Below are 24925 nucleotides of genomic sequence, written 5' to 3' on the forward strand. Positions count from 1 at the left end.
GATCCTAAGGATCCTACACGGCGGTGATATTTTGATCCGTGCGTGGTAGGCCCACGATGAAAGCCCCACCGCTTGATCACCCCAGCAAATCCTTTACCCTTGCTGGTACCGATGACATCAACAATGTCTCCCGGCTCAAACGCGTCATTGACGGCAATATATGACCCTGGCTCAAGATCGCGCGCCCCCGCGAGACGAAACTCGCGAATGTACCGTGCTAACTGCAAACCACGTTGCTCAAAGTCCTTACGCTGCGCATACGCCACTTTTTGTTCCCTAATCTGGCCGACCCCCAGCTGTGCTGCTTCATACCCATCACGCTCGTGCGTTCGAATCCGCAACACCTGATTGGGCTCGGCGTGGATGACGGTCACCGGAATCGCCCGGCCCTCTTCGTCAAACACCTGGGTCATGCCCAGCTTAACCCCCATAATTCCCTTCATAATGTCCCCCTGCCTACAGCTTAATCTCGATGTCCACACCAGCTGGGAGATCTAAACGCATTAACGCATTGACCGTCTTTTGACTCGGGTCCATGATGTCAATTAAGCGCTTATGGACACGCCGCTCAAACTGCTCACGAATGTCCTTTTCTCCGTTCGGTGCGGTCAAGATAGTGTAGATCGTCTTCTCTGTCGGCAACGGAATCGGTCCCGAGACGGCGGCGCCATTGCGCCGCGCTGTCTCCACGATCCGAACCGCAGACTGATCCAACACCTCGTAATCGTATGCTTTCAATCGAATGCGAATCTTCTGCTGGGCCACGTAATTTCTCCCCCTACCTTTAGGCCTTAATGGCCGTTACGACACCAGCGCCGACGGTCCGACCGCCTTCGCGAATAGCGAACCGAAGGCCCTCTTCCATGGCAATCGGAGCAATGAGTTCCACTTCCATCTGCACGTTATCTCCGGGCATCACCATTTCGACGCCCTCCGGAAGGGTGACTACTCCGGTCACGTCAGTCGTCCGAAAATAGAATTGGGGACGATATCCGTTGAAGAATGGCGTGTGGCGACCGCCCTCATCTTTCGCTAAAACATAGACCTCTGCACTATACTTGGTGTGAGGCTTAATCGATCCAGGCTTGGATAGCACCTGACCCCGCTGTACCTCTTCTTTATCGACACCGCGCAGCAAGCACCCGATGTTATCTCCCGCGACAGCCACATCAAGGGTCTTACGGAACATTTCCACCCCGGTTACCACCGACTTCTTAGCCGCGTCCACGAGACCCACAATCTCAATTTCTTCTCCAACCTTCACTTGCCCCCGCTCAACACGACCAGTCACCACGGTTCCACGACCAGTAATGGAGTGAGTGTCTTCAACCGGCATCAAGAATGGCTTCTCAATGTCGCGCTCCGGAGTCGGAATGTACTCGTCCACGGCGTCCATGAGCTCCCAGATCTTTCCACACCATTCGCAGTCGCGCTTTCCACAACCGCATTCCAGGGCCTTCAACGCCGAGCCGGCCACAATCGGGATTTCATCCCCTGGGAACTCGTAGCTCGACAACAGGTCGCGGACCTCAATCTCGACCAGTTCCATCAACTCAGCATCGTCCACCATGTCTGCCTTGTTAAGAAACACTACGATGTTCGGCACTCCCACTTGTCGAGCAAGCAAAATGTGCTCTCGGGTCTGAGGCATCGGGCCATCTGCGGCCGAAACCACCAAAATCGCGCCGTCCATTTGAGCAGCACCAGTGATCATGTTCTTTACATAGTCAGCGTGTCCAGGGCAGTCCACGTGTGCATAGTGGCGCTTATCGGTTTCATATTCGACGTGCGCGGTCGCGATGGTAATTCCGCGCTCACGCTCTTCCGGCGCCTTGTCAATCTGGTCATAGGCGGTGAATTCAGCCTGGCCTAGGCTTGACAATACTCGCGTAATGGCCGCCGTCAACGTCGTCTTGCCGTGGTCAACGTGTCCAATCGTTCCCACGTTAATATGGGGCTTGGTGCGCTCATACTTCTTCTTTGCCATTGAATGTTACCCTCCTCTAATGTATCGCCCGCGTCGCTCTATCTACGCGTACAGGCACTATTGCCTCGCTTTAATCACTTGCTCCGTCACATGACGAGGCGCATCCTCATAATGCGAGAACTGCATTGTATAGGTACCACGACCCTGCGTCCTAGATCGCAAATCTGTCGCGTACCCAAACATTTCAGCTAAGGGAACAAAGCCATGAATGGCCTGAGCTCCCCCCGCTCGTGGTTCCATTCCTTCGATGCGACCGCGGCGAGAGTTCAAATCGCCAATAATGTCGCCCATGTATTCGTCAGGAACCACGACCTCGACCGCCATCAACGGTTCCAAAAGCACCGGATTGGCCTTTCGAGCCCCTTCTTTATAACCCATGGATCCGGCAATTTTGAAGGCCATTTCACTGGAGTCTACTTCGTGGTAGGATCCATCAAAAATCGTCGCTCTCAGGTCAAGGGTCGGATAACCTGCAAGAACACCAGACTGCATCGCCTCTTTGATACCTGCCTCAACGGCTGGTACGTACTCGCGCGGCACCACACCACCGACAATTTTGTTTTGGAATTCGAAGCCTTGTCCGGGTTCCAACGGTTCAAGACGCAGCCACACGTGCCCATATTGACCACGGCCACCACTCTGACGGATGAACTTCCCTTCCGCCTCCACGGTCTTGCGGATAGTCTCTTTGTATGCCACCTGCGGTTGCCCGACGTTGGCTTGCACTTTAAACTCTCGCAAAAGTCGGTCGACGATAATTTCGAGATGCAGTTCTCCCATCCCTGAAATGATGGTTTGTCCGGTCTCTTGGTCGGTGAACATCCGGAACGTCGGGTCTTCTTCCGCCAGCTTACTAAGGGCGGTCCCCATCTTGTCTTGGTCGGCCTTAGTCTTTGGCTCAATGGCCACCGAAATTACCGGCTCTGGAAATACCATCGACTCGAGCAGAATCGGATGTGCTTCATCCGCCAATGAGTCCCCTGTGCTGGTGTCCTTCAATCCCACCGCCGCCGCAATGTCACCACTGTAGACGGTCTGAATCTCTTCACGGTCGTTGGCATGCATTTGCAAAATCCGCCCAATACGCTCGCGGCGTCCTTTGGTGACGTTATAGACATACGAGCCGGAGCTGAGCGTCCCCGAGTAGACCCGAAAGAATGCCAGCTTGCCTACAAAAGGATCCGTCATGATTTTGAAGGCTAGGGCGGAGAACGGAGCATCATCTGACACTTCACGGAATTCCTCTAGCTCCGTGTGCGGGTCAATCCCGCGGGTACTGCCAATGTCGAGCGGCGAGGGGAGATAGTCCACAACCCCGTCTAACAACGGCTGCACGCCTTTATTGCGGTACGAAGATCCGCAAAAGACAGGAACTAGCTGGCTCGCTAGGGTGCCACGTCGCAAGGCCGAACGGATTTCAGCTTCAGAGATTTCTTGCCCCTCAAGAAACTTCTCCATAATGGCCTCGTCTACATCGGAACAAGCCTCGAGTAACATTTGCCGACGTTCCTCACAAATCTCTACGAGGTCCTCCGGAATGTCCTCATACTCACCACGGGTGCCGAGGTCATCTTTATAGAAGTAGGCTTGCATCCGTACTAAGTCAACAAGACCACGAAAAGTATCTTCCGCACCCACCGGCCACTGTACTGCCACGGGATTCGCGCCAAGACGACCGCGAATCTGGTCAATGCACATGGCAAAGTCGGCGCCAATGATGTCCATCTTATTGATGTAGGCCATGCGCGGCACGTTGTACTTGTCAGCTTGACGCCATACCGTTTCCGACTGAGGCTCCACGCCACCCTTTGCGTCGAACACCGCAATGGCGCCGTCTAACACTCTGAGCGACCGTTCCACCTCAACTGTGAAGTCCACGTGGCCGGGCGTGTCGATAATATTAATCCGATGTTCCCGCCATTGAGCGGTCGTGGCAGCCGAAGTAATAGTAATACCGCGCTCCTGCTCCTGGACCATCCAGTCCATCGTTGCGTTACCTTCGTGTACCTCGCCCATTTTGTGCACCTGTCCGGTGTAGAACAAAATGCGCTCAGTCGTCGTTGTTTTACCCGCATCGATGTGAGCCATGATCCCAATGTTGCGGGTTCGCTCTAAGCTAAATTGACGAGCCATAACCAGCGAACTCCCTTCTTACGCTTACCATCGATAGTGCGCAAATGCTTTGTTGGCTTCCGCCATACGATGCGTCTCGTCCCGTTTTTTCACGGCGCCGCCCGCATTTTGTGAAGCATCAATCAGTTCTCCTGCAATACGCTCATCCATCGAGCGCTCTCCTCGCTGACGCGCGTAGGAGACCAACCAACGGATTGCAAGCGAGGTTCGACGATTGACCCGCACCTCCATCGGTACCTGGTACGTCGCGCCACCCACACGCCGCGGCCTCACCTCAAGTAACGGAGTGGCATTTTTGACAGCTGTTTCAAAGACCTCAAGAGCATCTTTTCCTGTCTTTTCGGCCACAATATCAAAAGCGCCATATACGACTCGCTCCGATAAGCTCTTTTTTCCGCTCAACATCACCTTGTTGATAAACTTGGCAACAAGCGGACTGTGGTAGACCGAATCTGGCTCAGTCTCGCGCGGCACTACGGTTCCACGCCTTGGCATGATTTTCCCCCTTTACTTCTTTCCTGCTGGCTGGTTCTTTTTAGCCCCGTACTTGGAACGCCCTTGGGACCGCTTTTGTACTCCACCCGTGTCAAGAGTTCCTCGAATCACGTGGTATCGTACTCCTGGCAAGTCACGAACTCGCCCGCCCCGAACCAACACGACACTGTGCTCTTGGAGGTTGTGCCCGATGCCCGGAATATAGGCGGTCACTTCTTCACCATTGGTTAAACGGACACGCGCCACCTTCCGCAAAGCCGAATTCGGTTTCTTCGGAGTGACAGTCTTCACACTAATACATACTCCACGCTTTTGCGGATTCTGGTGCAATGCCGGAGCTGTCGACTTCTTTTTGGTCCGTTTGCGTCCGTTGCGAATCAATTGGTTTATTGTCGGCACTCAATTAACCTCCTTTCCGTCTTCGCCCAACCGCTGCGATATCGAGGCAGCACAGACTGCTTGCACCTCAATGCCGCACAGTTGTCCGAGTTCTCGCATACTATCCACATACGTGATAGGTACCTGATGGATGCGACACTGGTCCTCAATTGCTGAGAGAAGTCTCGTGTCGGCGTCGCGGGCTACGAACACCTCTCGGGCCGTATCGCGCTGAATCACCTTCAACGTTTCTCTACGCCCTACTACCCGTAACCGATAATCCTTGAGCGCGAGCCTATCCACGGCTATTGCCTCCCGGTCATCCAGGCTTAGACACACTCCGGTATTTTATCACCGCCATGAAAGCGTGTCAACGAGCGATATACTCGTGACACGCCATGGCAGAACTATTGGTACAACTCGGCATCTTGGGTTTCGTCTTGAGCAATGACTTCCGCGTTACGATAGCGCGACATGCCTGTACCCGCCGGCACCAACTTGCCGATGATGACGTTTTCTTTGAGCCCTAAGAGCGGGTCGCGCTTGCCCTTGATCGAAGCCTCTGTCAACACCCGAGTCGTCTCTTGGAACGACGCCGCCGAGAGGAACGAATCTGTGGCCAATGATGCTTTGGTAATCCCTAAAACCACCGGTTTGGCGACTGCAGGGGTGCGTCCCTCTGTCAACACACGCGCATTTTCATCCTCAAACTCAAAGCGGTCCACTAAGGCACCCGGCAGCATATTGGTTTCTCCCGCCTCGTCCAATTTAATCTTGCGCATCATCTGGCGGACCATCACTTCAATATGCTTATCATTGATGTCCACCCCTTGAACGCGGTAGACCCGTTGAACCTCATGCAAGAGGTACTCTTGCACCCCACGCGGTCCCATAACACGCAACAAATCGTGCGGATTGACCGAGCCCTCCGTCAATTCCTGACCTTCAATCACCGCATCACCATCATGCACCTTTAGACGGGAGCCAAAGGGCACCACGTACACTTGGGCATCGGCTTCAGCTTGGGATGCAATCGTAATTTCGCGCCGGCCTTTGTTTTCTCCCAAATGCACCACACCAGAGATTTCTGCGATAATCGCTTGGCCTTTGGGCTTTCGTGCTTCAAACAGTTCTTCGACACGCGGTAACCCTTGGGTAATGTCGTCACCGGCCACACCACCCATATGGAAGGTCCGCATGGTTAGCTGCGTACCCGGCTCTCCGATAGATTGCGCTGCGATAATACCGACCGCTTCCCCGACCTCGACGATACGTCCGGTGGCCAAATTGCGACCGTAGCAGGCCACACAGACGCCATAGCGTGATTGACAGGTCAACACACTCCGCACCACCGTCTCGGTAATACCTGACTCGACAATGGCCCGAGCCGCGTCCTCATCAATGAGATAGTTCGGCGGCACCAAAACTTCGCCCGTTTCTGGATGCACTATCGGGTCAGCGGCCACACGACCGACCAATCGCTCTTCGAAGCCCTCAATCATTTGACCGCCATCACGGATTTCTTTGACCAAGGTACCTTCCGAGGTGCCGCAATCGATTTCGCGGACAATGACGTCTTGGGCGACATCGACCAGACGACGCGTCAGATAACCAGAGTCTGCAGTCCGCAATGCCGTGTCAGCAAGTCCTTTCCGAGCCCCGTGAGTGGATGTGAAGTACTCAAGAACGGTGAGCCCTTCACGGAAATTAGCCCGGATAGGCAGTTCGATAATGCGGCCCGAGGGGTCCGCCATCAGCCCTCGCATCCCCGCCAACTGCGAAATTTGCTGGACATTACCTCGCGCTCCCGAGGTGGCCATCATATAGACCGAATTGGTCGGGTCCATGTTGTCCATAAGCGCCTGGGTGACTTTTTCTTTGGCCCGGGTCCAAATCTCAATAACCCGTTCGTAACGCTCGTCAGCCGTAATCAGCCCTCGTCGATACTGCCGCGCGACCAATGTCACCTGCTCTTCCGCTTCAGCAATAATCCCTTTCTTTTCGTCCGGGATGTGAATGTCAGCCACGGAGATGGTGATTCCAGCCCGCGTCGCGAAACTAAATCCCAACTGTTTCACCCGGTCCAGAACTTCCGCCGTGACCTGATTACCGAACATACGGAACAAATCGGCTACCAACACGCCCAAGATCTTGCGGTCCACGACCTTATCAATAAACCGCAGTTCTCGAGGAAGGGCGTCATTAAACAGAAACCGTCCCAAAGTCCCTTCACGGCGTTCGCCATCATACCTCATGGTAATCCGCGCGTGGAGATCGAGCACCCCTTGTTGATATGCCAATTCTCCCTCTTTGAGGTCCGCAAGAACGAGACCCTCTCCCATCGCACCTTCGCTACCCATGGTGAGATAGTAGGAACCTAACACCATATCCTGGGTTGGGGTAACCACAGGACGACCATCTTTGGGATTGAGGATGTTTTGTGACGACAACATCAGAATACGGGCTTCCGCTTGAGCCTCCGCGGACAACGGCACATGTACCGCCATCTGGTCTCCATCAAAGTCGGCATTGTACGCAGTACACACCAACGGGTGAATCTGAATGGCGCGTCCTTCGACCAATACCGGTTCGAACGATTGAATGCCTAAACGGTGCAAGGTGGGCGCCCGGTTTAACAACACCGGATGCTCCCGAATGACGTCTTCTAAGACATCCCACACCTCAGGGCGAACCCGCTCAACCATCCGTTTGGCGGATTTAATATTGTGCGCATATCCCTCGTTCACCAATTTCTTCATGACAAAAGGCTTAAACAGTTCCAGAGCCATTTCTTTAGGTAAGCCACACTGGTGCATCTTCAGCTTGGGACCGACCACAATAACGGAACGCCCGGAGTAATCGACGCGCTTGCCCAAAAGGTTTTGCCGAAATCGACCTTGTTTGCCCTTCAACATGTCTGACAGTGACTTGAGCGGACGATTCCCCGGGCCGGTGACTGGCCGACCGCGGCGACCATTATCGATCAGCGCATCTACGGCTTCTTGTAGCATGCGCTTTTCGTTGCGAACAATAATATCCGGCGCCCCGAGGTCGAGCAATCGCTTCAGCCGATTGTTACGATTAATCACTCGTCGATACAAGTCATTCAGGTCAGAGGTCGCAAATCGCCCTCCGTCTAATTGCACCATGGGACGCAGATCCGGAGGAATCACCGGAATGACATCAATAATCATCCAATCCGGACGGTTCCCTGAGGTTCGAAATGCCTCCACCACTTCAAGGCGCCGAATCGCTCGGATGCGCCGCTGACCTGTCGATGAGTTCAGCTCTTCACGCAACTCGCGCGATAACTCCTCGAGATTTAACTCCAACAACAGTTCCTTAATCGCCTCGGCGCCCATCAATGCACGGAAGTGCGTGCCATATTTTTCTCGGTACTCGCGGTATTCGGTTTCCACCAATAACTGCTTTTTCATTAATGGCGTCGTTCCCGGCTCAATCACGACATACGAAGCAAAATACAACACCTTTTCCAATGCCCGTGGAGACATATCCAGTATGAGTCCCATACGCGATGGGATTCCTTTGAAATACCAAATATGCGAAACCGGAGCGGCGAGTTCAATGTGCCCCATGCGCTCACGCCGCACCTTCGACCGCGTCACTTCCACACCACAGCGGTCACAGACTACACCCTTATAACGCACTCGCTTATACTTGCCGCAATGACATTCCCAGTCTTTAGTTGGCCCAAATATTTTCTCGCAAAAGAGCCCCTCTCTCTCTGGTTTCAAGGTACGATAGTTAATCGTCTCAGGCTTCTTCACTTCGCCTTTAGACCACTCTCGGATTTGCTCTGGCGAGGCGAGCGCAATTCGCATGGAATCAAAGTTATTGACATCTAACATGAGCTTTAACCCCCCAGGATTTAGTACTCGTCGTCCTCATCGTCATCCCCATCGGAGGCGTCGTCATCGACCTGATCCTCGTCGCCGGCATCGCTATCGGTGGATCGCTCTTGACTGCCACGTCGTAAGATGGCATAGGCGGTTTCGGCTTCCTGATCAAATCCCATCCCCGATCCCGGTTCAAAGACTTCCTTACCTGTCGCACCCGCCGTGTCCTCCATTAAACGATGCAACTCTTGCCCGTCCGCGTCTTCCGAACCTTCGGGCAACAGTTCTAGCCCTGGTGCATCCCGTAATGGCTCGTCGTCGAGTTCTCGAATTTCAATTTCCTCATCCAACTCATTTAAGATCTTTACATCTAACCCAAGGCTTTGCAGTTCTTTGATCAAGACTTTGAAGGACTCAGGAACCCCTGGCTCGGGCACATTTTCGCCCTTCACAATCGCCTCATAGGTCTTCACTCGACCGACCACGTCATCCGACTTGACAGTCAGAAGCTCTTGCAACGTATACGCAGCGCCATAGGCTTCGAGGGCCCATACCTCCATCTCTCCAAACCGCTGTCCTCCAAATTGGGCTTTGCCGCCTAGCGGCTGTTGTGTCACGAGAGAGTATGGACCTGTCGACCGCGCGTGAATCTTATCGTCGACCAAGTGAGCCAATTTCAGCATGTACACAATGCCAACGGTAATTTCACGGTCAAACCGTTCTCCGGTCCGACCATCGTACAATACCGTCTTTCCAGTTTCCGGCAAGTTCGCTCGACGCAACATCGCCTGCAGGTCTTGTTCGTGAGCCCCATCAAAGACCGGTGTAGCCACTTTCATGCCGAGGACGCGCGCTGCCCAGCCCAGATGGGTTTCGAGAACCTGACCAATATTCATTCGACTCGGCACCCCAAGAGGGTTTAACACGATTTCGACAGGTGTTCCGTCGGGCAAAAACGGCATATCTTCTTCTGGAAGAATTCGTGATATGACCCCTTTATTACCGTGCCGTCCGGCCATCTTGTCACCTTCGGAAATTTTCCGCTTTTGAGCAATATAGACCTGGACCAACTGGTTCACCCCGGGAGACAATTCGTCGCCTTGTTCACGGTTAAACACTTTCACGTCAACCACGATACCGGACTCTCCATGGGGCACCCGCAGCGAGGTGTCGCGCACTTCGCGCGCCTTTTCACCAAAGATAGCTCGCAAGAGGCGCTCTTCAGCGGTCAGTTCCGTCTCCCCTTTAGGTGTGACCTTACCCACCAAAATGTCCCCCGGTCGCACTTCGGCGCCAATACGAATGATGCCCCGATCGTCCAGGTCACGTAACACTTCTTCTCCCACATTGGGAATATCTCGGGTAATTTCTTCCGGCCCTAACTTGGTATCGCGTGCGTCACACTCGTACTCCTCAATGTGAATCGAGGTAAAGACGTCTTCTTTGACCAGTTTTTCGCTCAAAAGAATCGCGTCTTCGTAGTTATATCCTTCCCACGGCATAAACGCGACCATAACGTTGCGTCCCAACGCCAATTCCCCGTTATCTGTCGACGGACCATCGGCAATCACCTGTCCTGCACTCACCTTTTGGCCTTTGTTGACAATCGGCTTCTGATTGATACAGGTTCCTTGGTTGGAGCGGGTAAATTTGTGCAGTTGATAGGTACTCACGGTGTGATCGGTATTTTTCACCACAATTTGACTGGCAGAAATGCGATCAACCACACCATCTTTTTCAGAAATCCATACGACCCCTGAATCGCGCGCCGCCTTGCCTTCCATACCCGTGCCTACCACGGGAGAGTCTGTCACCAGCAACGGGACCGCCTGACGTTGCATGTTCGCTCCCATGAGGGCTCGGTTCGCATCGTCATGCTCCAAGAAGGGAATCAGAGCGGTCGCAATGGAGACCACTTGCTTGGGTGAGACGTCCATATAGTCAACCCGGGTCGGCGTCTCCTCCAAAATTTCATGACGAGAACGCACCGTCACTCTTCTCGCCTCGAAATGACCATCTTCAGTCAATGGCTCGTTGGCCTGAGCAATAACCGTGTCATCTTCCTCGTCAGCAGTCAAATACACAATCTCATCCGTCACGACGCCCCGCTCTTTATCTACTTTGCGGTATGGGGTCTCGATAAATCCGAATTCGTTAATCCGAGCATACGTCGACAATGACCCGATAAGCCCAATGTTTGGACCTTCAGGGGTCTCAATGGGGCACATGCGCCCATAATGGGAATGGTGCACGTCACGTACTTCAAATCCAGCCCGCTCACGCGATAGACCACCGGGTCCTAAAGCTGACAGACGCCGCTTATGCGTCAACTCGGCTAACGGATTGGTCTGATCCATGAACTGAGACAACTGCGAGGATCCAAAAAACTCCTTCACCGCAGCCACGACCGGCCGGATGTTGATTAAGGCCTGAGGCGTAATCGACTCCATGTCCTGAATGGTCATTCGTTCACGCACAACACGCTCCATCCGCGACAAACCGATACGAAACTGATTTTGCAATAATTCACCGACAGAGCGCAGACGACGATTTCCTAGGTGATCAATATCATCCGTCGTGCCAATTCCTTCGTGAAGGGTGGTCATATAATTAAGGCACGCAACAATATCCTGCTTTGTGATGGTCTTAGCGTCACTTTCGAGCTGCCCGTTAGACACGACCAGCACTTCTCGACCCGTTGGCAGCTCCACCCGAACATTCTCGACATGCGCTTCGTCCAATGCCTGAGCGATGGTCCGATCAATGTGCTCCCCTTCACGTACAATTACTTCACCTGTATCGGGGTTCACAATCGTCTCTTTGGCCGTGGTGCCGACAATCCGCTTTCTAAGCGCCAGTTTCTTATTAATCTTATAGCGCCCAACCCCAGCTAAATCATAGCGTTTGGGTTCAAAGAAGAGCGACTGCAGTAGGCTCTGCGAACTCTCAACGGTCGGAGGCTCTCCGGGTCGTAGGCGCTTATAAATTTCAATCAAGGCCTCTTCCTGGGTTTTTGACGGATCTTTCGACAACGTGTTTTCCACCCGCTCGTCGTCCCCCAACACTTCCAAGATGGTGGCATTTGTTGCATATCCCAGCGCCCTCATCAGAACGGTGGCAGGGAGTTTACGGGTGCGATCAACGCGCACCGACAACACGTCATTGCTATCGGATTCAAACTCTAACCAAGCACCGCGGTTAGGAATAATGGTGGCAAAAAACAAGCGCTTTCCGGCGGTGTCCAATTGGTCGCCAAAGTAGACTCCGGGAGACCGAACCAACTGACTGACAATGACCCGTTCGGCTCCGTTAATAATAAACGTCCCCTTGTCGGTCATAAGCGGGAAATCCCCCATGAACACATCCTGCTCCTTAACCTCACCGGTTTCCTTATTGAGCAAACGAACCCGGACATGCAGAGGTGCAGAATACGTGACATCGCGGGACTTACACTCTTCCACAGAGTATTTAGGCTGCTTCAACGTATAATCGACAAACTCCAGAACGAGATTCCCAGTGAAGTCTTGAATGGGTGAAATGTCCCGGAACATTTCTCGCAAACCTTCTTGTAAAAACCAGCGATAGGAATTTTGCTGGATTTCAATCAGGTTAGGCATATCCAGAACTTCGTTGATGCTGGCAAAGCTGACGCGCTCGGCAGATTTATCTGCCGGAAGACGAAGGGCCATTCAGGTCAACTCCTTTTTCTGACGGGTCGCAAGCGTTACAAGGCTTCATCACCTGAAGCCAGAGGAATAAATTGGTCTATGAAATATAGCAATATAAAACAGTATCACAAGCCCACCCCCAGGTCAAGTATGCCTGGAGGAGGGCTTATGATGCTTAGATGCCATCTCTATTTAATTTCTGCTGAAGCTCCCGCTTCTTCAAGTTTGGCCTTCGCCGCCTCTGCGTCTGCTTTAGAAATCTTCTCTTTAACCGGCTTGGGTGCACCGTCCACTACCGCCTTGGCTTCTGTCAACGATAGCCCCGTCAATTCACGGACGGCCTTGATGACTTGGACCTTCTTGTCGCCGGCCGCGGTCAGAACAACATCAAACTCGGTCTGCTCGACTTCATCGGCCGCTCCACCACCGGCACCACCAGCTGCAGGAGCTGCTGCTGCAACGGCCACAGGAGCTGCGGCGGTCACACCAAACTCCTCTTCTAACGCCTTGACAAGCTGAGAAAGCTCAAGCACATTTAATCCTTTAACAATCTCAATAATTTCTTCGACCTTTGCCATCAATTTACCTCCTCAAATTCGTGAAAAAATCGATCCTAACCTGCGTTTTCCTTCTGCAAACGAATCTGGTCGAGAGCTCGGGCCAAATTAGTCATCGGCGCATTAAGCACCCACACAAATTGCTGGATCGGGGCATTTAAGGTGCCCACCACCTTGCTGAGTAACACCTCTCGGCTTGGCAAATCAGCGAGTTCTTTCACCCCACTGGCTGATATCGCAGTCCGACCCAACACTCCACCTTTGATTTCCATTTTGCGGAATTCGCGGGTTGCTTGAGACAACAATTTGGCTGCCGCCACTGGATCATCCGAGCTAAAGGCCACTGCAGTCGGTCCTGACAAGTAAGGCTCGAGGCCTTCAATGCCCACTTCGTCAGCAGCCCGCTTGATTAAGGTGTTTTTGATTACCTTTAGCGTGACGCCACCTTTCGCAAGCCGTTCTCGCAGTTGGCCCAGTTGTTGCACTGTCAGTCCACGATAGTCCGCCAAAACCGTCCCCTGCGATTGTTCCAGAGCTTCGCGGGTTTTCTCGATAACGGCCGCCTTTTCAGCTGTTGGCATTGAATTCACCTCCCCAAAAAAAATAACCTCCACCCACAGGGAGAAGGCACGGTGTCCACCGCCGCTCTTATCTTCAACCTGGATGGGATATATTGAGCTGTCTCCAGCACCCATCGTCTTGGGCTTCGAGGATGATCCTATCAAGGACCCCATGAATTGTCAAGCCTGATGGGGCCCTGCTGAACAGCGTTCCCCCGGCAACCGGGGCAATTCTGGGCGACTCAGAAGCACGTCGACACTGGTTGGCCTTAGTTCAAATTCACCCACACTGATTTAACTTCCGTGTAATGGTGCAGCGCATACGATCCCATTTCCCGACCCACGCCACTTTCTTTATAGCCTCCCCAGGGACTTGTGGCGTCAAGCAAGTTGTAGCCATTAATCCACACCGTACCCGCCTTCAGCTTTTCAGCCATTTTAATCCCCGTACGCACGTCCTCTGTCCAAATCGCCGCCGCAAGCCCATAAGGCGTGTGATTGGCGCGATTCACCACCTCATCTAGGTCCTCATAAGGAAGCACGGTGAGCACAGGTCCAAAGATTTCTTCACGAGCAATAGTGAAATTATCCTCTCCGACAAACACGGTGGGCTCAACAAAATACCCATTACCGGCTGTGGCATTGCGGCCTCCCCCGGTTAAAAGGCTGGCCCCCTCTGCTTTTCCGACCTCAATGTAATCTAACACGCGATGCATATGAGAGGCGCTCACAAGCGGACCCATTTCCGTTGATGGATGAATACCGACCCCTTGCTGAATCGACTCTGCGCGCGTCACCACCTTATCCAGAATGCGATCGAAGTCTCGCTTCGGAGCAAAAAGTCGTGAGCCAGCGCAACAGACCTCTCCTTGATTGAAAAATATGCCCATCATGGCTCCACCAACTGCCGATTCAATATTGGCGTCAGGCAACACAATGTTGGGCGACTTCCCCCCTAGTTCCAAGCTAACTCGAGTAAATCGTTCAGCGGCTTGCTTCATTATTTCGCGCCCCACTCGGGTGGACCCGGTAAACGAAATCTTTTGCACCGCAGCATGGGTCACCAGTGCTTGACCCGCTTCATTGCCCAGCCCCGGAACAATATTGATCACGCCGGGCGGAAATCCAGCCTCAATCGCCAGTTCTCCCAGCCTCAAGAGCGTCAACGGCGTCAGTTCGCTGGGCTTGACCACTACGGTATTTCCCGCAGCCAGGGCTGGAGCAATTTTCCACGAAGCAATCATGAGGGGAAAGTTCCAAGGAATAATCGCACCTATGACTCCTAGTGGTTCTCGCCGCGTATAAGCTAAATACTGTCCTGGCTGCGACACGGGAAGGGTTTCCCCGGACAGTTTGGTAACCCATCCAGCATAATAACGAAAGTGTTCAATAGTCAGTGGAACATCCGCTAGCATGGTTTCAGAAATAGGTTTGCCGGTGTTAATAGATTCCAATTCCGAAAACTCCCGGGCATGCAGTTCAATGAGGTCCGCTAATTTCCATAATAGGCGGGCTCGTTCCGCCGGTGAAATCCGACCCCACCGCCCAATAAAAGCCTTCTCGGCCGAACGCACCGCAAGATTCACATCTTCCGCACTAGCGCTCGCGACCGCGACGAGATCCTCACCCGATGCCGGATCTTTGACCCAAAAACGACGTTCGTCATGTGCTGAAACCCATTTGTTTCCAATTAGCAGTTGAGCTGGTCGTGCAAAAAATCTTCGCGTGTCCTCACTAATAAAAGGCGATTCCAATATCGCTGGCATGTTCTCCATATCCTTTCCACATCTGCACTCTAGGCGACGACAAACAGCACTTTGGTAGCTTCCTGCTTGTGAAAAAGTTGGTAGCCCCTCGTCGCATCTTCAAGAGGCAACCGATGGCTAATGATCGGTGTAGGGTCAATGCGTCCTGTCGCCACCAATTGCATCGTGGCGTCGAGGTCGCGATGAATGTTCGCGAGTCCCATTCGAAACGAAATATCGCGCGTGAGTGCGGTCATCAGCGGGAACTCCCAAGACTTTTCCGCACTCACGCCCACAGCCGATATCCGTCCTCCTCCGCGCACCAGTTGAAACGCCAGATTTAAGGTATGAATTCCTCCGACAGCTTCGATGACCACATCTGCCCCCATCCCCCGGGTCTCCTTCATGATGGTCCGAACCGGATTTGCTCGTTCGGACGGAATGGGGATGGCCCCATACGGTTCGGCTGCTCGTGCTCTCTCATCATTCCTGTCAATCGCGTATATCCGACCAGCCCCCATGGCGTGTGCCGCCATCACCGTCATAAGACCCACGGGTCCCGCACCTATGACGACACAGCTCTCCCCCGGCTGCAAGTGGGCATTGCGCAGCGCCCCATAGGCCGTCGTCAAAATGTCCCCGACAAAAATGGCGCCCTCGTCAGATACCGCCTCAGGCACCAAACGCAGATTGACGTCACCATAGGGGACACGCACCCGATCAGCCTGAGTTCCAGAAAGATTGCCAAAGGCCACTCCGTAGCCTAAAACCCCACCCGAACTACACTGATGAAAGAGACCCCGTCGGCACCACTCGCAAATCCCGCAGGCGACATGAAAGGTGCCCACGACACGATCGCCAACAGCCAACCTGCGTACTCGATCGCCTATCGCATCGACCACGCCGACGTATTCATGCCCTAAAATAGAGCCTGGAGCCATCCCGGGAATGTGACCACGATACAAGTGTAAGTCGGAACCACAAATAGCCGCCTTCGAGATTTTCACGAGAACATCGTCCGCAGTTTGTAATTGAGGCTCTGCCACCTCACCGATCCGGACATCCTGAACGTCCCAATATTGCACCGCTCTCATCGGCCGCTATCACCGGGAAACACGGAACCGATACGGACCGCTGCACTCACCAACTCGGTCGCCGCTGACACGTAGCGAGCTAAAACCACCATATTTCCTCGGGTTAACACCAGACGCCCGCGCATAATCCCAGAAATGGCTTCAAGTTTTCCCTCCAGTACCTCCTGCCAAGTATAGGGATCAGCCGATATCACGTACGGGGCCTCTTGTAACTCTGCCGAATTCGCCACATGAGCCGATCGACAGGCCCCATGGTACAAATCAGCATAAATGGCCCGACTCTCGGCAATGAACTCCTCCGGGTCGGCCTCCATGACCAACACCAACGGCCACTCCCAGCTATGCGCCGCCTCACGATAGCTTTCACTGTGATTTAGTTCCTGTTGCCATGCCTGCGCCCATTCTTGGGTAAAGGCTTCGAATGCCATTGCTATCCCTCCATCAGCCATATTCCATTCTTCTCACGAGGAGGCCGCTACCGTTCCACGGGGCCGTGACTCATAGCTATTCTTCTTCGCCCGATCTGCAGAACTTTCCTTCTAATCGAAACTATTTCCGGCTAAAAATATTTGCAAATGACTAAAACTGACAGCCTCCCCTCGTGACCACCTTTTGTCGCTAACGAGCGAGAGCCATAGACAGGGCGTTCTTGGCTGGCCCTTTTGGATACCTGCTCACCAGGCCGTGGCCCGAACCAGGATTCGCAGGAAAGTGTATGCTGGGGGAGAGCCGATGATCGTTCGGGTGGGCACCCTGCAGAAGGATTCGCCGTCCCGCCTGACGAAGCACGACGCCGGAGGGAGCATATGTGCCATGAGCCTGGACTTAATGGAGATTACCGCGGCAGATGTCGACATTCATCGCACGTTGTATCTCTGGGATCAAGACGAGACTCAGCGGGAGCGGTTTACCTGTCGACCGATATTGGCGTTGCCAGACTGGGATGCCTTCATGGAATCGGTTGCGGGCCGTCTCCAAAGCGGTACCCTTCGGATCTTCGTGCTGTGGGACCCAATGCTAAAGACGCCATTGGGCCGCGTGACCGCTTTCGACCCTAATTCACGCAATCACAGCGCAGAATTAGGGTACTATCTTCCGCCGGGGAATCGCCAGCGCGGATACGGCCGCGCGATGGTCCAACATTTCTTGACCAAGATGTTTTCGGATAACATATGGCGATTGCATAAGCTATATGCGACCACCGCTTCCGGGAACATCCCTTCGGTTCGCTTATTGGAAGGGCTGGGATTCCATTTGGACGGGGTAAATCGCGAGCATTATTGGTTTCAAACCGAGATAGAAGATCAACGGTGCTACTCGCTACTCGCACGAGAATGGAGGCCACACTAGCGTAAGGGCCGAAAATCCAACCCCATTTTGCACAGAGCTGTTATAGTGACCATAGACAGGACACTTTCCGGATCGGAGATGGATAAGGTGACTCAATTTGCCAATCGCGATTATCTCGAGAAAGCGTATGGATCGGACGATGCCTTGAGAATCCGCATTGAGACCCAAAAGCACTACCAACAGTCAAGACGCAATATCTTTGACGAGCTAACCTATGATGCCCTCGTCTTGTGCTCCCCAAAAAGCATCCTCGACATCGGCGCCGGCACTGGGTCGTGGTATGAAACGATTCGCCGCATCATCGGCGACGGCCCCGTTTATCACGGGATCGATCAATCCCCCGCAATGGTTGCCTCCCTCAATCAACGTCTGTCTCATGATACACGTGCCTCGGCAGATGTTGCCGAGGTGGGAGCCTTACCTTATGCTCCAGAATCCTTTGACTGGGTTGGCATGCATTTTATGCTCTATCACGTCCCTGACATCGGAGGGGCACTGCAGGAAGCGTGGTCCTTGGTGAAGCCAGGCGGATTGCTCCTCACGGCGACCAATGGCTTTCAAAGCTATGCCGAAATGCACGCCATGCATGCCCAAGCCTCACGCCTTCTGAACCTCCCTTACCATGACGAAGCACGCGGCGATCGCTTTAGCTTGAAAAATGGGGCCGCCTATTTTCCAGAAGACCCGCATCTAGTTGAGTTCCCCGCGGGCCTCCGATTTCCAACACTGGAGTCCTTCCTCGCCTATTACGGCTCAGGATTCTGTTGGAACGGCCTCCCCCAAGACCGCCAGATGCCTGAAGTGAGGGAAAATCTTCTCCACGCCGTCGGAAATATCGCCGCCCCGCGGCTCCAACAAGATGGGGTCATCACCCTCTCGCAAACCCACGGCTACTTTTGGCTGCAAAAGGTCTAATGCCTAGTGGCCCCTCACCCGACACGCAATAGTTCAGTTTCTTCCAGAACTATTTGAGAATGAGCGAAACTCAGCGTTCCCGTTCCATGGCAACCTCGACTAAATGAGCCATTAAATCGGGAAAGCTAATTCCTGCGGCTCGCGCTGCTTTCGGCAATAACGAATTGGGGGTCATGCCGGGAATGGTATTCAACTCTAAGATCACAGGTCCCTTTTCGGTTAAGAACATGTCGGTGCGAGAAAACCCCTGGCAACTCAGCGCTTGATGGGCCATTTGGGCCATGGCTTGAATTTGATCACTTTCCTCTTCTGTGAGGTCTGCAGGACAGATTTCGTCAGAACCACCATCTTCATATTTCGATGCAAAGTCAAAAAACGCACCACGATGAGGAATAATTTCAATCACAGGCAGAGCACGAAGACTCCCGTCTCGTTGCTCCAGTACGGCGCACGTCACTTCACGTCCCGACAGTTTTTCTTCGATTAAGACATCGTGATCAAAGCGTGAGGCTTCTTGGAGCGCCTGCATTAGTTGGTCGCGATTCTCAGCCAGGGCGACACCCAAACTGGACCCTCCGAGATTGGGTTTGACGACTACCGGATAGGCAAGATTCGCCTCGACCGCTTGCACACTCATATCCAGTGAGGCGCGAATGCTGTTCGCCTTTAAGGCGAGATCAGGTGCCGTGGGAATTCCATACAAGCGAAATAATTCCTTGGCCTTGACCTTATTCATCGCCAACGCGGACCCGAGTGGTCCGCTTCCCGTGTAAGGAATCGACAGCGTTTGCAAAAGCCCTTGTAATGTCCCATCCTCCCCGAAAGGTCCATGGAAGGCTAAGAATGCCACATCCACGGTGGACAATAGCTGGATACCGGCAATAGCCGCCTCTCGGGGCATCGGCCGGTCCGATGCCTCTCCGGGTTGCGGCAGTATACGCGGCGCGTCTTGCATTAGCGCCCATTGCCCTTCACGACTGATCGTAATCGCTTGCACATCAAATTGGCCAAGCTGTTGCAGGGCCTTAAAAACCTCCGCACCACTGGCCATCGAAACATCATGCTCACTCGATGGGCCGCCCATCATCACTACTACGCGAACTTTTTTAGCCATGCGGTCACTCTCCAATATAGTGGTCTCTTCGAATACAAAGACAGGGAGGGTTTATCCTCCCTGTATTTTACCTGATTTAGTCCGTTTCCACGGGGTGCATCTTAGCGCCTGTCGCAATGATTAAACTGGCAATGCCTAGGAGCGCCATCAACACGCCGACCGTAACATGCCGGTGAGTTTCCCAGTATCCTCCGTTAATGACAACTAACACCGCCAATACTGCAGCCATTAGACGTAACAGCCATGCCACGGTGGGCCATCCTCCCTCCAAAACCATCCAGCATACGACCAACCCTTCGCCCGCTCTTGATCCCGCACCGTATCTCCCCCTCTTGGACCGTTATGAGGTCCTATCGATGTGTATGTAGCAATGCGGCCAAAGATGCCAACAAATTCGATAGAACAGAAATAAAGTGGGTATGTTATCCAAGAGAATCCTGTATAGAGATAGGAGGTGCCATGATGACCAGGCTGCAGGGTATCCTGATTGGCGTTTTAGGGAGCGTTGCCGCCATCGGATTAGCGTTTGGCATAACGACTCCGAGTGCAGTGCAAGCCAAGACCGAATTACGGGAAGTAGAGTTCCAGGGCGACCGTCTCTTCCACTCGCCCCGGCTAGGGTCTACAAGCTATTCCTGCAACGATTGTCACGTCGATGGCGGACGATTTTCGCATCATCTCGGCGCCCATCGCATTCCTTCGCTGGTGAGCACTAAAAATCAATTTCCTCGGACTGATGCCAGTGGCCAGGTTACCACACTAGAGGATGCGATTAATCAATGTATTACCGCAAACCTTCACGGAAGGGCGCTACCGCAATCCAGCCAAAAACTGGCGCTCCTTGACTTATACTTGCGCCATCTCACGCGCTTTCATGAACGATAAAAAAGGACCGCTCTTACGAGCGACCCTTCCTGGTACCAGAAAGATTACACCGGTAGTGCAATGCGCTGTGCTGATGTCGGATTGATAGAGATTCCAGGTCCCATCGTTGACGACACCGTAACCGTCTTAATATAGGTGCCTTTTGCCCCTGCGGGTTTCGCCTTGACCAGGGCATCCACTAATGCCGCTAAGTTTTGTACCAAGTGTTCGGCTTCAAATGTCACTTTGCCAATTGGGGCATGGACAATACCAGCCCGCTCCGTACGAAACTCAATCTTACCGGCCTTAATTTCGCCAATCGCGTTCTTCACATCAAACGTTACGGTACCCGTCTTCGGGTTAGGCATCAGTCCGCGAGGACCGAGGATTTTTCCGAGTCGTCCGACAACCGCCATCATATCTGGGGTGGCGACTGCGACATCAAAATCTGTCCAACCCCCTTGGATTTTCTCTGCCAATTCTTCTGCGCCGACAAAGTCCGCCCCTGCGTCTTCCGCCTCTTTGGCCGGATCGCCTTTGGCAAAGACTACTACACGCTGAGTGCGGCCGGTACCGTGAGGCAATACCACCGCTCCGCGCACCACCTGATCGGAGTGCCGCGGATCTACTCCCAGTCGCACTGCCACGTCTACCGTCTCGGTAAACTTCGCGTGACTCAATTCCCTGATCAACGCTAAAGCCTCTTCTGGCTCATAAAGACGGCCTTTTTCCACGCGCGCTATAGAATCCACATAGCGCTTGCCTGCTTTGGCCAAATCAAATTCCTCCTTGTGGTGTTAGCGGCTTGTTGAGGCCTTCCACCAAACTTTGCTGTTATTCAGCGATTTCGACGCCCATGCTGCGAGCGGTACCTTCAATCATGCGCATCGCGGCTTCCATGGTGGTCGCGTTTAAGTCAGGCATCTTGGTTTCAGCAATTTCCTTCACCTGTTGTCGGCTCAAAGTACCAACCTTCTTGGTGTTGGGCGTAGCCGAAGCGGTCTCTAATCCCAGCGCTTTTTTAATCAATACCGCCGCCGGAGGCGTCTTGGTCACAAAGGAAAAAGAACGGTCCTCATACACGGTAATTTCCACCGGAATAATGAGGCCAATTTGACCCTGTGTCCGCTCGTTATATTCTTTGACAAACGCCATAATGTTTACTCCATGCTGTCCCAATGCCGGGCCAACAGGCGGTGCTGGCGTTGCCTTCCCTGCGGGAATTTGGAGCTTAATCACTCCAGTGACTTTCTTAGGCACGTTGTCCCCTCACTTCTTTGTGAACTACTCTAATTCGGACACTTGAGCAAAATCCACTTCTAATGGCGTGTCGCGTCCAAACATGGATACTGTTAAGCGCACCTTGCCGCGATCATGCAATACCTCTTCAATCTGTCCCGAAAACCCTTCAAAAGGCCCTTCATTGACCAACACTTCTTGTCCAACCGACAAGTTAATGCGAGGCAAATCCGGAACCCCTGACAAATCCCGACCCAGAATGGTGTGTACCTCATGGTCAAGAAGCGGAATCGGCTTGGAACCCGATCCGACAAATCCCGTAACTCCGGGTGTATTCCTCACCACATACCAGGAGTCGTCTGTCATCAACATCTCCACCAGTACGTAGCCTGGAAACACCTTTTTCTTTACGAGTTTCTTTTTACCATCTTTAACTTCTAACTCTTCCTCCATGGGTACCATAATGCGGAAGATCTTATCCTCCATACCCATGGATTCGACACGGCGCTCGAGATTCGCTTTAACTTTATTTTCGTATCCCGAGTAAGTGTGAATCACAAACCAGTCTTTTTGCACGATCGCTGCCGCCTTCCGTGCCTCTCCCCAATCTTTCACCGAACATAGCTATAGGACGACGAAACGCCCTCACGCGAGCCGATAACCTAGCGGAGATATTGGTGTAGACCAAAATTAAATATCGTGTCCAAAAGGCTAATGATGGCTACAACCACCAGAGTGAACACGACAACAAATCCTGTGTACGACACCGTTTGCTTGGGGGTCGGCCAAATCACCTTTTTCAACTCTGATCGGACTTCACGGAGATACTTCATCGGTTGACCAGAGGTGGCCATTGCACCGCCTTTAGCTTCCATCATTTTCCCCATTTCCGCCCAGGTTAGGCATTACCGCGTTTCCCGATGCACGGTGTGAGTTCGACACCATCGGCAATACTTGCGCCGCTCCATCCGATTCGGGTCATTCTTCTTGTTTTTAGTGGTCGTGTAGTTCCGCCGTTTGCAGTCACCACACGCCAACGTTATAATGGTGCGCATGTTGTTTACCTCCCAGTCATGCGCAAGAATTTTAGCATGGGATGCTATATATGTCAATCCATCGATCCAACCGCCACCCATGCCTTTGCCATGCTCTGTACCGTAGCCCATTTAGCAAGAAGACTGCGGGCAAGGCACCACCCTGTCCCCATTGGACCGATGGCGCATCATCTTTTTAAGGAGATCCGTTGACGCAGTCGGGCTCCAAAATCTTCGCTCTAGATTCATAAGCCAGGCCACGACGTCAAACCCTGTAACTTAGGCAAAATTATTTCGTAATACTTGTTCTGCCGGCTTCCCCCGAGGGGTATACCCGTTATCATGTGGCCCTCCTTTCCAGTGAGGGTTTGACGCATTGGCCCACCAAAACCAAAAAAGACCACTCATCCAGGGACGCCGATAAATCGTAGCCAAAGTCGCTTCATAAAGTGTTTTCTGAATGGAGAGATCGACCGGCAATCGCGGCGTCCAGGTGCCGGGATTAATGGCCGCCCCCCTAGCCGAACAATATCCCAACTCCGTAATATCAAACGGAATCCGGGTCAGATGCTCCTCGCGGCGAAAGGATTCGATTTGATTGCCAATTTTGGTCCATGAATTCTCTAACGCCGCTAATGACGGCGTATTGCTATTGGAGAGAGAGAAATAAGCGTCAATGCCGACTGCATTGAGGCTATGCCAAAACGTAACCTTTGAATAATGGGTATAATCCGCGCAATAGGTGACCGGCCCGTGATAGTACTGACGGACAATGTGAATCGCATGGATCCAATCAGGTTTTAGATCGGGGACGGCATCCATGCTGTCAAACTCGTCCCCAATAGCAAACAACTGAACGTGGTCGTCTTGAGCTAATTTCGCATAATGAGCCAAGTACTGATCATAGCTAGAAAACCACGCTGGTGTAGAACGAGGGCTAAACACCGCTTGCCAAGCATTCCCGTGATTGGCGTTAATGAAGGGGTCGAGAAACACCCGCATCCCATCGCGGTGCGCCGCACGAATGAGCGCGGTAACACTAGCATCCGTAGGTGTCTCGGTTGCGTCAGGAAAAATGTGTGTCGAACTATCCGTATTTTGATACCAACCAATCTGAATGGACAACGCGTTGACTCCATCATGCTTCAGTCGCGGTAACTGCCCAAGCACACTAGGTCCGATAAGCACATTTCTTGCATAGGCGGCCTCAGTCATTCCTTTCATTTGTCCGGTCGAGAGCGGAGTAGGCCACAGTTCAATCACCATCACCACAACCAGGAGAATGGCTAGCGCGAGGAGTGGAATGAGTACGCGTCGCAATTTCACCATCACTGTATCACCCATCGAATAGAGTCTATTATTAGGCGACACAATATACCAAGATAGACGTGCGAAGACGGTATAATGAAGCTTATCAAGGAGGGGTATTATGCGCGAAGTGAGCACCAACGAATGGTCGAGCCTTATGCAAAGCGCCACGGACCATCATCAAACCCTAGTCGTTTTGTTCTCCGCCCCGTGGTGACCGCACTGTCGACGACTGGGTCCAGTCGCTGACAAGGTGGCCGAACGGCTAGATGACAAAACACTATTTGTCAAAGTCGACACCGACGAAAATCCTGAAATTGCCCAACAGTGGGAAATTCAAGGCATTCCTGCAATGGTTCGCATTCAAAATGGAACCGAAACCGGACGCCTCATCGGGTTTCGACCCGAGTCCGAAATTGAGCAATTTATTCACGGATAGCCCGCAGGAGGCCGTAGGAAAATCCTGCGGCCTCTGTTTATTGTCTTTAGGACCTGTCCTTACAATCGTTGCTGAATGAGGGCTACTGCCTCTGCATTGACGTCGCCTAACCAAGCCTGACGTCCTAGGGCCTTGGCCGCGACACCCAGCGTCCCCGATCCGGCGGCAAAATCCGCCACCCATTCACC

Annotated in this window: 26 protein-coding genes; 4 read left to right on the forward strand and 22 right to left on the reverse strand. The window is 53.0% G+C overall.

Annotated features, from left to right (window positions below; translation table 11 throughout):
• The 14 genes from rplC to ACOJWD_RS02220 form a co-directional block, all read right to left on the reverse strand.
• On the reverse strand, window positions 1-443 hold a 443-nt coding region (gene rplC, locus ACOJWD_RS02155), incomplete at its 3' end, for a 50S ribosomal protein L3 (protein WP_486991580.1).
• Window positions 444-456: 13 nt separating this feature from the next.
• Window positions 457-765: a 30S ribosomal protein S10 gene (rpsJ, locus tag ACOJWD_RS02160; RefSeq protein WP_486991581.1), complete on the reverse strand. Its 309-nt coding sequence runs from the start codon at window positions 763-765 to the stop codon at window positions 457-459.
• A 19-nt stretch (window positions 766-784) separates the two neighbouring features.
• Window positions 785-1987 carry an elongation factor Tu gene (gene tuf / locus ACOJWD_RS02165; protein ID WP_486991582.1) on the reverse strand — a complete coding sequence of 401 codons (1203 nt, stop codon included), beginning with the start codon at window positions 1985-1987 and terminating at the stop codon, window positions 785-787.
• A gap of 57 nt (window positions 1988-2044) precedes the next feature.
• Entirely contained in the window at window positions 2045-4120 is a 2076-nt protein-coding gene (gene fusA / locus ACOJWD_RS02170) for an elongation factor G (RefSeq protein ID WP_486991583.1), read from the reverse strand.
• A gap of 24 nt (window positions 4121-4144) precedes the next feature.
• Window positions 4145-4615, reverse strand: a complete 471-nt coding sequence (gene rpsG / locus ACOJWD_RS02175) for a 30S ribosomal protein S7 (protein ID WP_486991584.1) — start codon at window positions 4613-4615, stop codon at window positions 4145-4147.
• Between the two features lie 12 nt (window positions 4616-4627).
• On the reverse strand, window positions 4628-5014 hold the full coding sequence (rpsL, locus tag ACOJWD_RS02180) for a 30S ribosomal protein S12 (RefSeq protein WP_486991585.1): 387 nt from the start codon (window positions 5012-5014) through the stop codon (window positions 4628-4630).
• The gene (locus tag ACOJWD_RS02185; protein ID WP_486991586.1) at window positions 5015-5296 is read right to left on the reverse strand and encodes a ribosomal L7Ae/L30e/S12e/Gadd45 family protein; all 282 of its coding nucleotides are present in this window, start codon (window positions 5294-5296) and stop codon (window positions 5015-5017) included.
• 104 nt (window positions 5297-5400) lie between these two features.
• Window positions 5401-8862: a DNA-directed RNA polymerase subunit beta' gene (rpoC, locus tag ACOJWD_RS02190; RefSeq protein ID WP_486991587.1), complete on the reverse strand. Its 3462-nt coding sequence runs from the start codon at window positions 8860-8862 to the stop codon at window positions 5401-5403.
• Between the two features lie 20 nt (window positions 8863-8882).
• Window positions 8883-12539, reverse strand: coding sequence for a DNA-directed RNA polymerase subunit beta (rpoB, locus tag ACOJWD_RS02195; RefSeq protein WP_486991588.1), 3657 nt, complete (start codon window positions 12537-12539; stop codon window positions 8883-8885).
• Between the two features lie 167 nt (window positions 12540-12706).
• Window positions 12707-13096 (reverse strand): 50S ribosomal protein L7/L12, encoded by a 390-nt coding sequence (gene rplL, locus ACOJWD_RS02200; RefSeq protein ID WP_486991589.1) that lies wholly within the window; start codon window positions 13094-13096, stop codon window positions 12707-12709.
• Between the two features lie 35 nt (window positions 13097-13131).
• The gene (gene rplJ, locus ACOJWD_RS02205; RefSeq protein WP_486991590.1) at window positions 13132-13656 is read right to left on the reverse strand and encodes a 50S ribosomal protein L10; all 525 of its coding nucleotides are present in this window, start codon (window positions 13654-13656) and stop codon (window positions 13132-13134) included.
• Between the two features lie 248 nt (window positions 13657-13904).
• Window positions 13905-15401 carry an aldehyde dehydrogenase family protein gene (locus ACOJWD_RS02210; RefSeq protein ID WP_486991591.1) on the reverse strand — a complete coding sequence of 499 codons (1497 nt, stop codon included), beginning with the start codon at window positions 15399-15401 and terminating at the stop codon, window positions 13905-13907.
• A gap of 29 nt (window positions 15402-15430) precedes the next feature.
• On the reverse strand, window positions 15431-16474 hold the full coding sequence (locus ACOJWD_RS02215) for an alcohol dehydrogenase catalytic domain-containing protein (RefSeq protein WP_486991592.1): 1044 nt from the start codon (window positions 16472-16474) through the stop codon (window positions 15431-15433).
• Window positions 16471-16902 (reverse strand): SCP2 sterol-binding domain-containing protein, encoded by a 432-nt coding sequence (locus ACOJWD_RS02220; protein ID WP_486991593.1) that lies wholly within the window; start codon window positions 16900-16902, stop codon window positions 16471-16473. The genes ACOJWD_RS02215 and ACOJWD_RS02220 overlap by 4 nt, the downstream gene beginning before the upstream one ends.
• Window positions 16903-17287: 385 nt before the next feature.
• Between ACOJWD_RS02220 and ACOJWD_RS02225 the strand changes: the two genes are divergently transcribed.
• The gene (locus tag ACOJWD_RS02225; RefSeq protein ID WP_486991594.1) at window positions 17288-17824 is read left to right on the forward strand and encodes a GNAT family N-acetyltransferase; all 537 of its coding nucleotides are present in this window, start codon (window positions 17288-17290) and stop codon (window positions 17822-17824) included.
• An 87-nt stretch (window positions 17825-17911) separates the two neighbouring features.
• Window positions 17912-18739, forward strand: coding sequence for a class I SAM-dependent methyltransferase (locus tag ACOJWD_RS02230; protein WP_486991595.1), 828 nt, complete (start codon window positions 17912-17914; stop codon window positions 18737-18739).
• Between the two features lie 70 nt (window positions 18740-18809).
• On the opposite strand, the gene ACOJWD_RS02235 is transcribed toward ACOJWD_RS02230, so the two are convergent.
• Both ACOJWD_RS02235 and ACOJWD_RS02240 read right to left on the reverse strand, forming a co-directional pair.
• Window positions 18810-19853 carry a D-alanine--D-alanine ligase family protein gene (locus ACOJWD_RS02235; protein WP_486991596.1) on the reverse strand — a complete coding sequence of 348 codons (1044 nt, stop codon included), beginning with the start codon at window positions 19851-19853 and terminating at the stop codon, window positions 18810-18812.
• A gap of 76 nt (window positions 19854-19929) precedes the next feature.
• Window positions 19930-20103, reverse strand: coding sequence for a hypothetical protein (locus tag ACOJWD_RS02240; RefSeq protein WP_486991597.1), 174 nt, complete (start codon window positions 20101-20103; stop codon window positions 19930-19932).
• Window positions 20104-20315: 212 nt separating this feature from the next.
• On the opposite strand from ACOJWD_RS02240, the gene ACOJWD_RS02245 reads away from it, so the two are divergent.
• Window positions 20316-20738, forward strand: a complete 423-nt coding sequence (locus tag ACOJWD_RS02245) for a c-type cytochrome (RefSeq protein ID WP_486991598.1) — start codon at window positions 20316-20318, stop codon at window positions 20736-20738.
• A 44-nt stretch (window positions 20739-20782) separates the two neighbouring features.
• Here the strand turns inward: ACOJWD_RS02245 and rplA are convergent, their stop codons facing one another.
• The 6 genes from rplA to ACOJWD_RS02275 all read right to left on the reverse strand — a co-directional run bounded on the left by rplA (window position 20783) and on the right by ACOJWD_RS02275 (window position 24319).
• A complete protein-coding gene (rplA, locus tag ACOJWD_RS02250) occupies window positions 20783-21493 on the reverse strand; it encodes a 50S ribosomal protein L1 (protein ID WP_486991599.1) in 711 nt (236 codons plus the stop codon).
• A 58-nt stretch (window positions 21494-21551) separates the two neighbouring features.
• Complete coding sequence (rplK, locus tag ACOJWD_RS02255; RefSeq protein WP_486991600.1) at window positions 21552-21977, reverse strand: 50S ribosomal protein L11; 426 nt, start codon at window positions 21975-21977, stop codon at window positions 21552-21554.
• Window positions 21978-22001: 24 nt separating this feature from the next.
• Entirely contained in the window at window positions 22002-22532 is a 531-nt protein-coding gene (nusG, locus tag ACOJWD_RS02260) for a transcription termination/antitermination protein NusG (protein WP_486991601.1), read from the reverse strand.
• A gap of 86 nt (window positions 22533-22618) precedes the next feature.
• Window positions 22619-22831 (reverse strand): preprotein translocase subunit SecE, encoded by a 213-nt coding sequence (gene secE, locus ACOJWD_RS02265; RefSeq protein WP_486991602.1) that lies wholly within the window; start codon window positions 22829-22831, stop codon window positions 22619-22621.
• Between the two features lie 30 nt (window positions 22832-22861).
• Window positions 22862-23011, reverse strand: coding sequence for a 50S ribosomal protein L33 (gene rpmG / locus ACOJWD_RS02270; RefSeq protein ID WP_486991603.1), 150 nt, complete (start codon window positions 23009-23011; stop codon window positions 22862-22864).
• A gap of 258 nt (window positions 23012-23269) precedes the next feature.
• A complete protein-coding gene (locus ACOJWD_RS02275) occupies window positions 23270-24319 on the reverse strand; it encodes a glycoside hydrolase family 113 (protein WP_486991604.1) in 1050 nt (349 codons plus the stop codon).
• A 211-nt stretch (window positions 24320-24530) separates the two neighbouring features.
• Here ACOJWD_RS02275 and ACOJWD_RS02280 point away from each other — a divergent pair, with 211 nt between their 5' ends.
• Window positions 24531-24737 carry a thioredoxin family protein gene (locus ACOJWD_RS02280; RefSeq protein WP_486991605.1) on the forward strand — a complete coding sequence of 69 codons (207 nt, stop codon included), beginning with the start codon at window positions 24531-24533 and terminating at the stop codon, window positions 24735-24737.
• Window positions 24738-24925 lie beyond the last annotated feature (188 nt).

It is taken from the genome of Sulfobacillus sp. TH-112 (assembly GCF_057473405.1).

Excerpts from the sequence above, each read along its gene's own strand:
- ACOJWD_RS02275 (WP_486991604.1), bottom strand. The coding sequence starts at position 24,319 with ATGGTGAAATTGCGACGCGTACTCATTCCACTCCTCGCGCTAGCCATT.
- ACOJWD_RS02215 (WP_486991592.1), bottom strand. The coding sequence starts at position 16,474 with ATGAGAGCGGTGCAATATTGGGACGTTCAGGATGTCCGGATCGGTGAG.
- ACOJWD_RS02235 (WP_486991596.1), bottom strand. The coding sequence starts at position 19,853 with ATGGCTAAAAAAGTTCGCGTAGTAGTGATGATGGGCGGCCCATCGAGT.
- rpmG (WP_486991603.1), bottom strand. The coding sequence starts at position 23,011 with ATGCGCACCATTATAACGTTGGCGTGTGGTGACTGCAAACGGCGGAAC.
- rpsG (WP_486991584.1), bottom strand. The coding sequence starts at position 4,615 with ATGCCAAGGCGTGGAACCGTAGTGCCGCGCGAGACTGAGCCAGATTCG.
- rpoB (WP_486991588.1), bottom strand. The coding sequence starts at position 12,539 with ATGGCCCTTCGTCTTCCGGCAGATAAATCTGCCGAGCGCGTCAGCTTT.
- ACOJWD_RS02220 (WP_486991593.1), bottom strand. The coding sequence starts at position 16,902 with ATGGCATTCGAAGCCTTTACCCAAGAATGGGCGCAGGCATGGCAACAG.
- rplJ (WP_486991590.1), bottom strand. The coding sequence starts at position 13,656 with ATGCCAACAGCTGAAAAGGCGGCCGTTATCGAGAAAACCCGCGAAGCT.
- ACOJWD_RS02210 (WP_486991591.1), bottom strand. The coding sequence starts at position 15,401 with ATGCCAGCGATATTGGAATCGCCTTTTATTAGTGAGGACACGCGAAGA.
- secE (WP_486991602.1), bottom strand. The coding sequence starts at position 22,831 with ATGGAAGCTAAAGGCGGTGCAATGGCCACCTCTGGTCAACCGATGAAG.
- ACOJWD_RS02225 (WP_486991594.1), top strand. The coding sequence starts at position 17,288 with ATGAGCCTGGACTTAATGGAGATTACCGCGGCAGATGTCGACATTCAT.
- rplL (WP_486991589.1), bottom strand. The coding sequence starts at position 13,096 with ATGGCAAAGGTCGAAGAAATTATTGAGATTGTTAAAGGATTAAATGTG.
- tuf (WP_486991582.1), bottom strand. The coding sequence starts at position 1,987 with ATGGCAAAGAAGAAGTATGAGCGCACCAAGCCCCATATTAACGTGGGA.
- ACOJWD_RS02245 (WP_486991598.1), top strand. The coding sequence starts at position 20,316 with ATGACCAGGCTGCAGGGTATCCTGATTGGCGTTTTAGGGAGCGTTGCC.
- fusA (WP_486991583.1), bottom strand. The coding sequence starts at position 4,120 with ATGGCTCGTCAATTTAGCTTAGAGCGAACCCGCAACATTGGGATCATG.
- rpoC (WP_486991587.1), bottom strand. The coding sequence starts at position 8,862 with ATGTTAGATGTCAATAACTTTGATTCCATGCGAATTGCGCTCGCCTCG.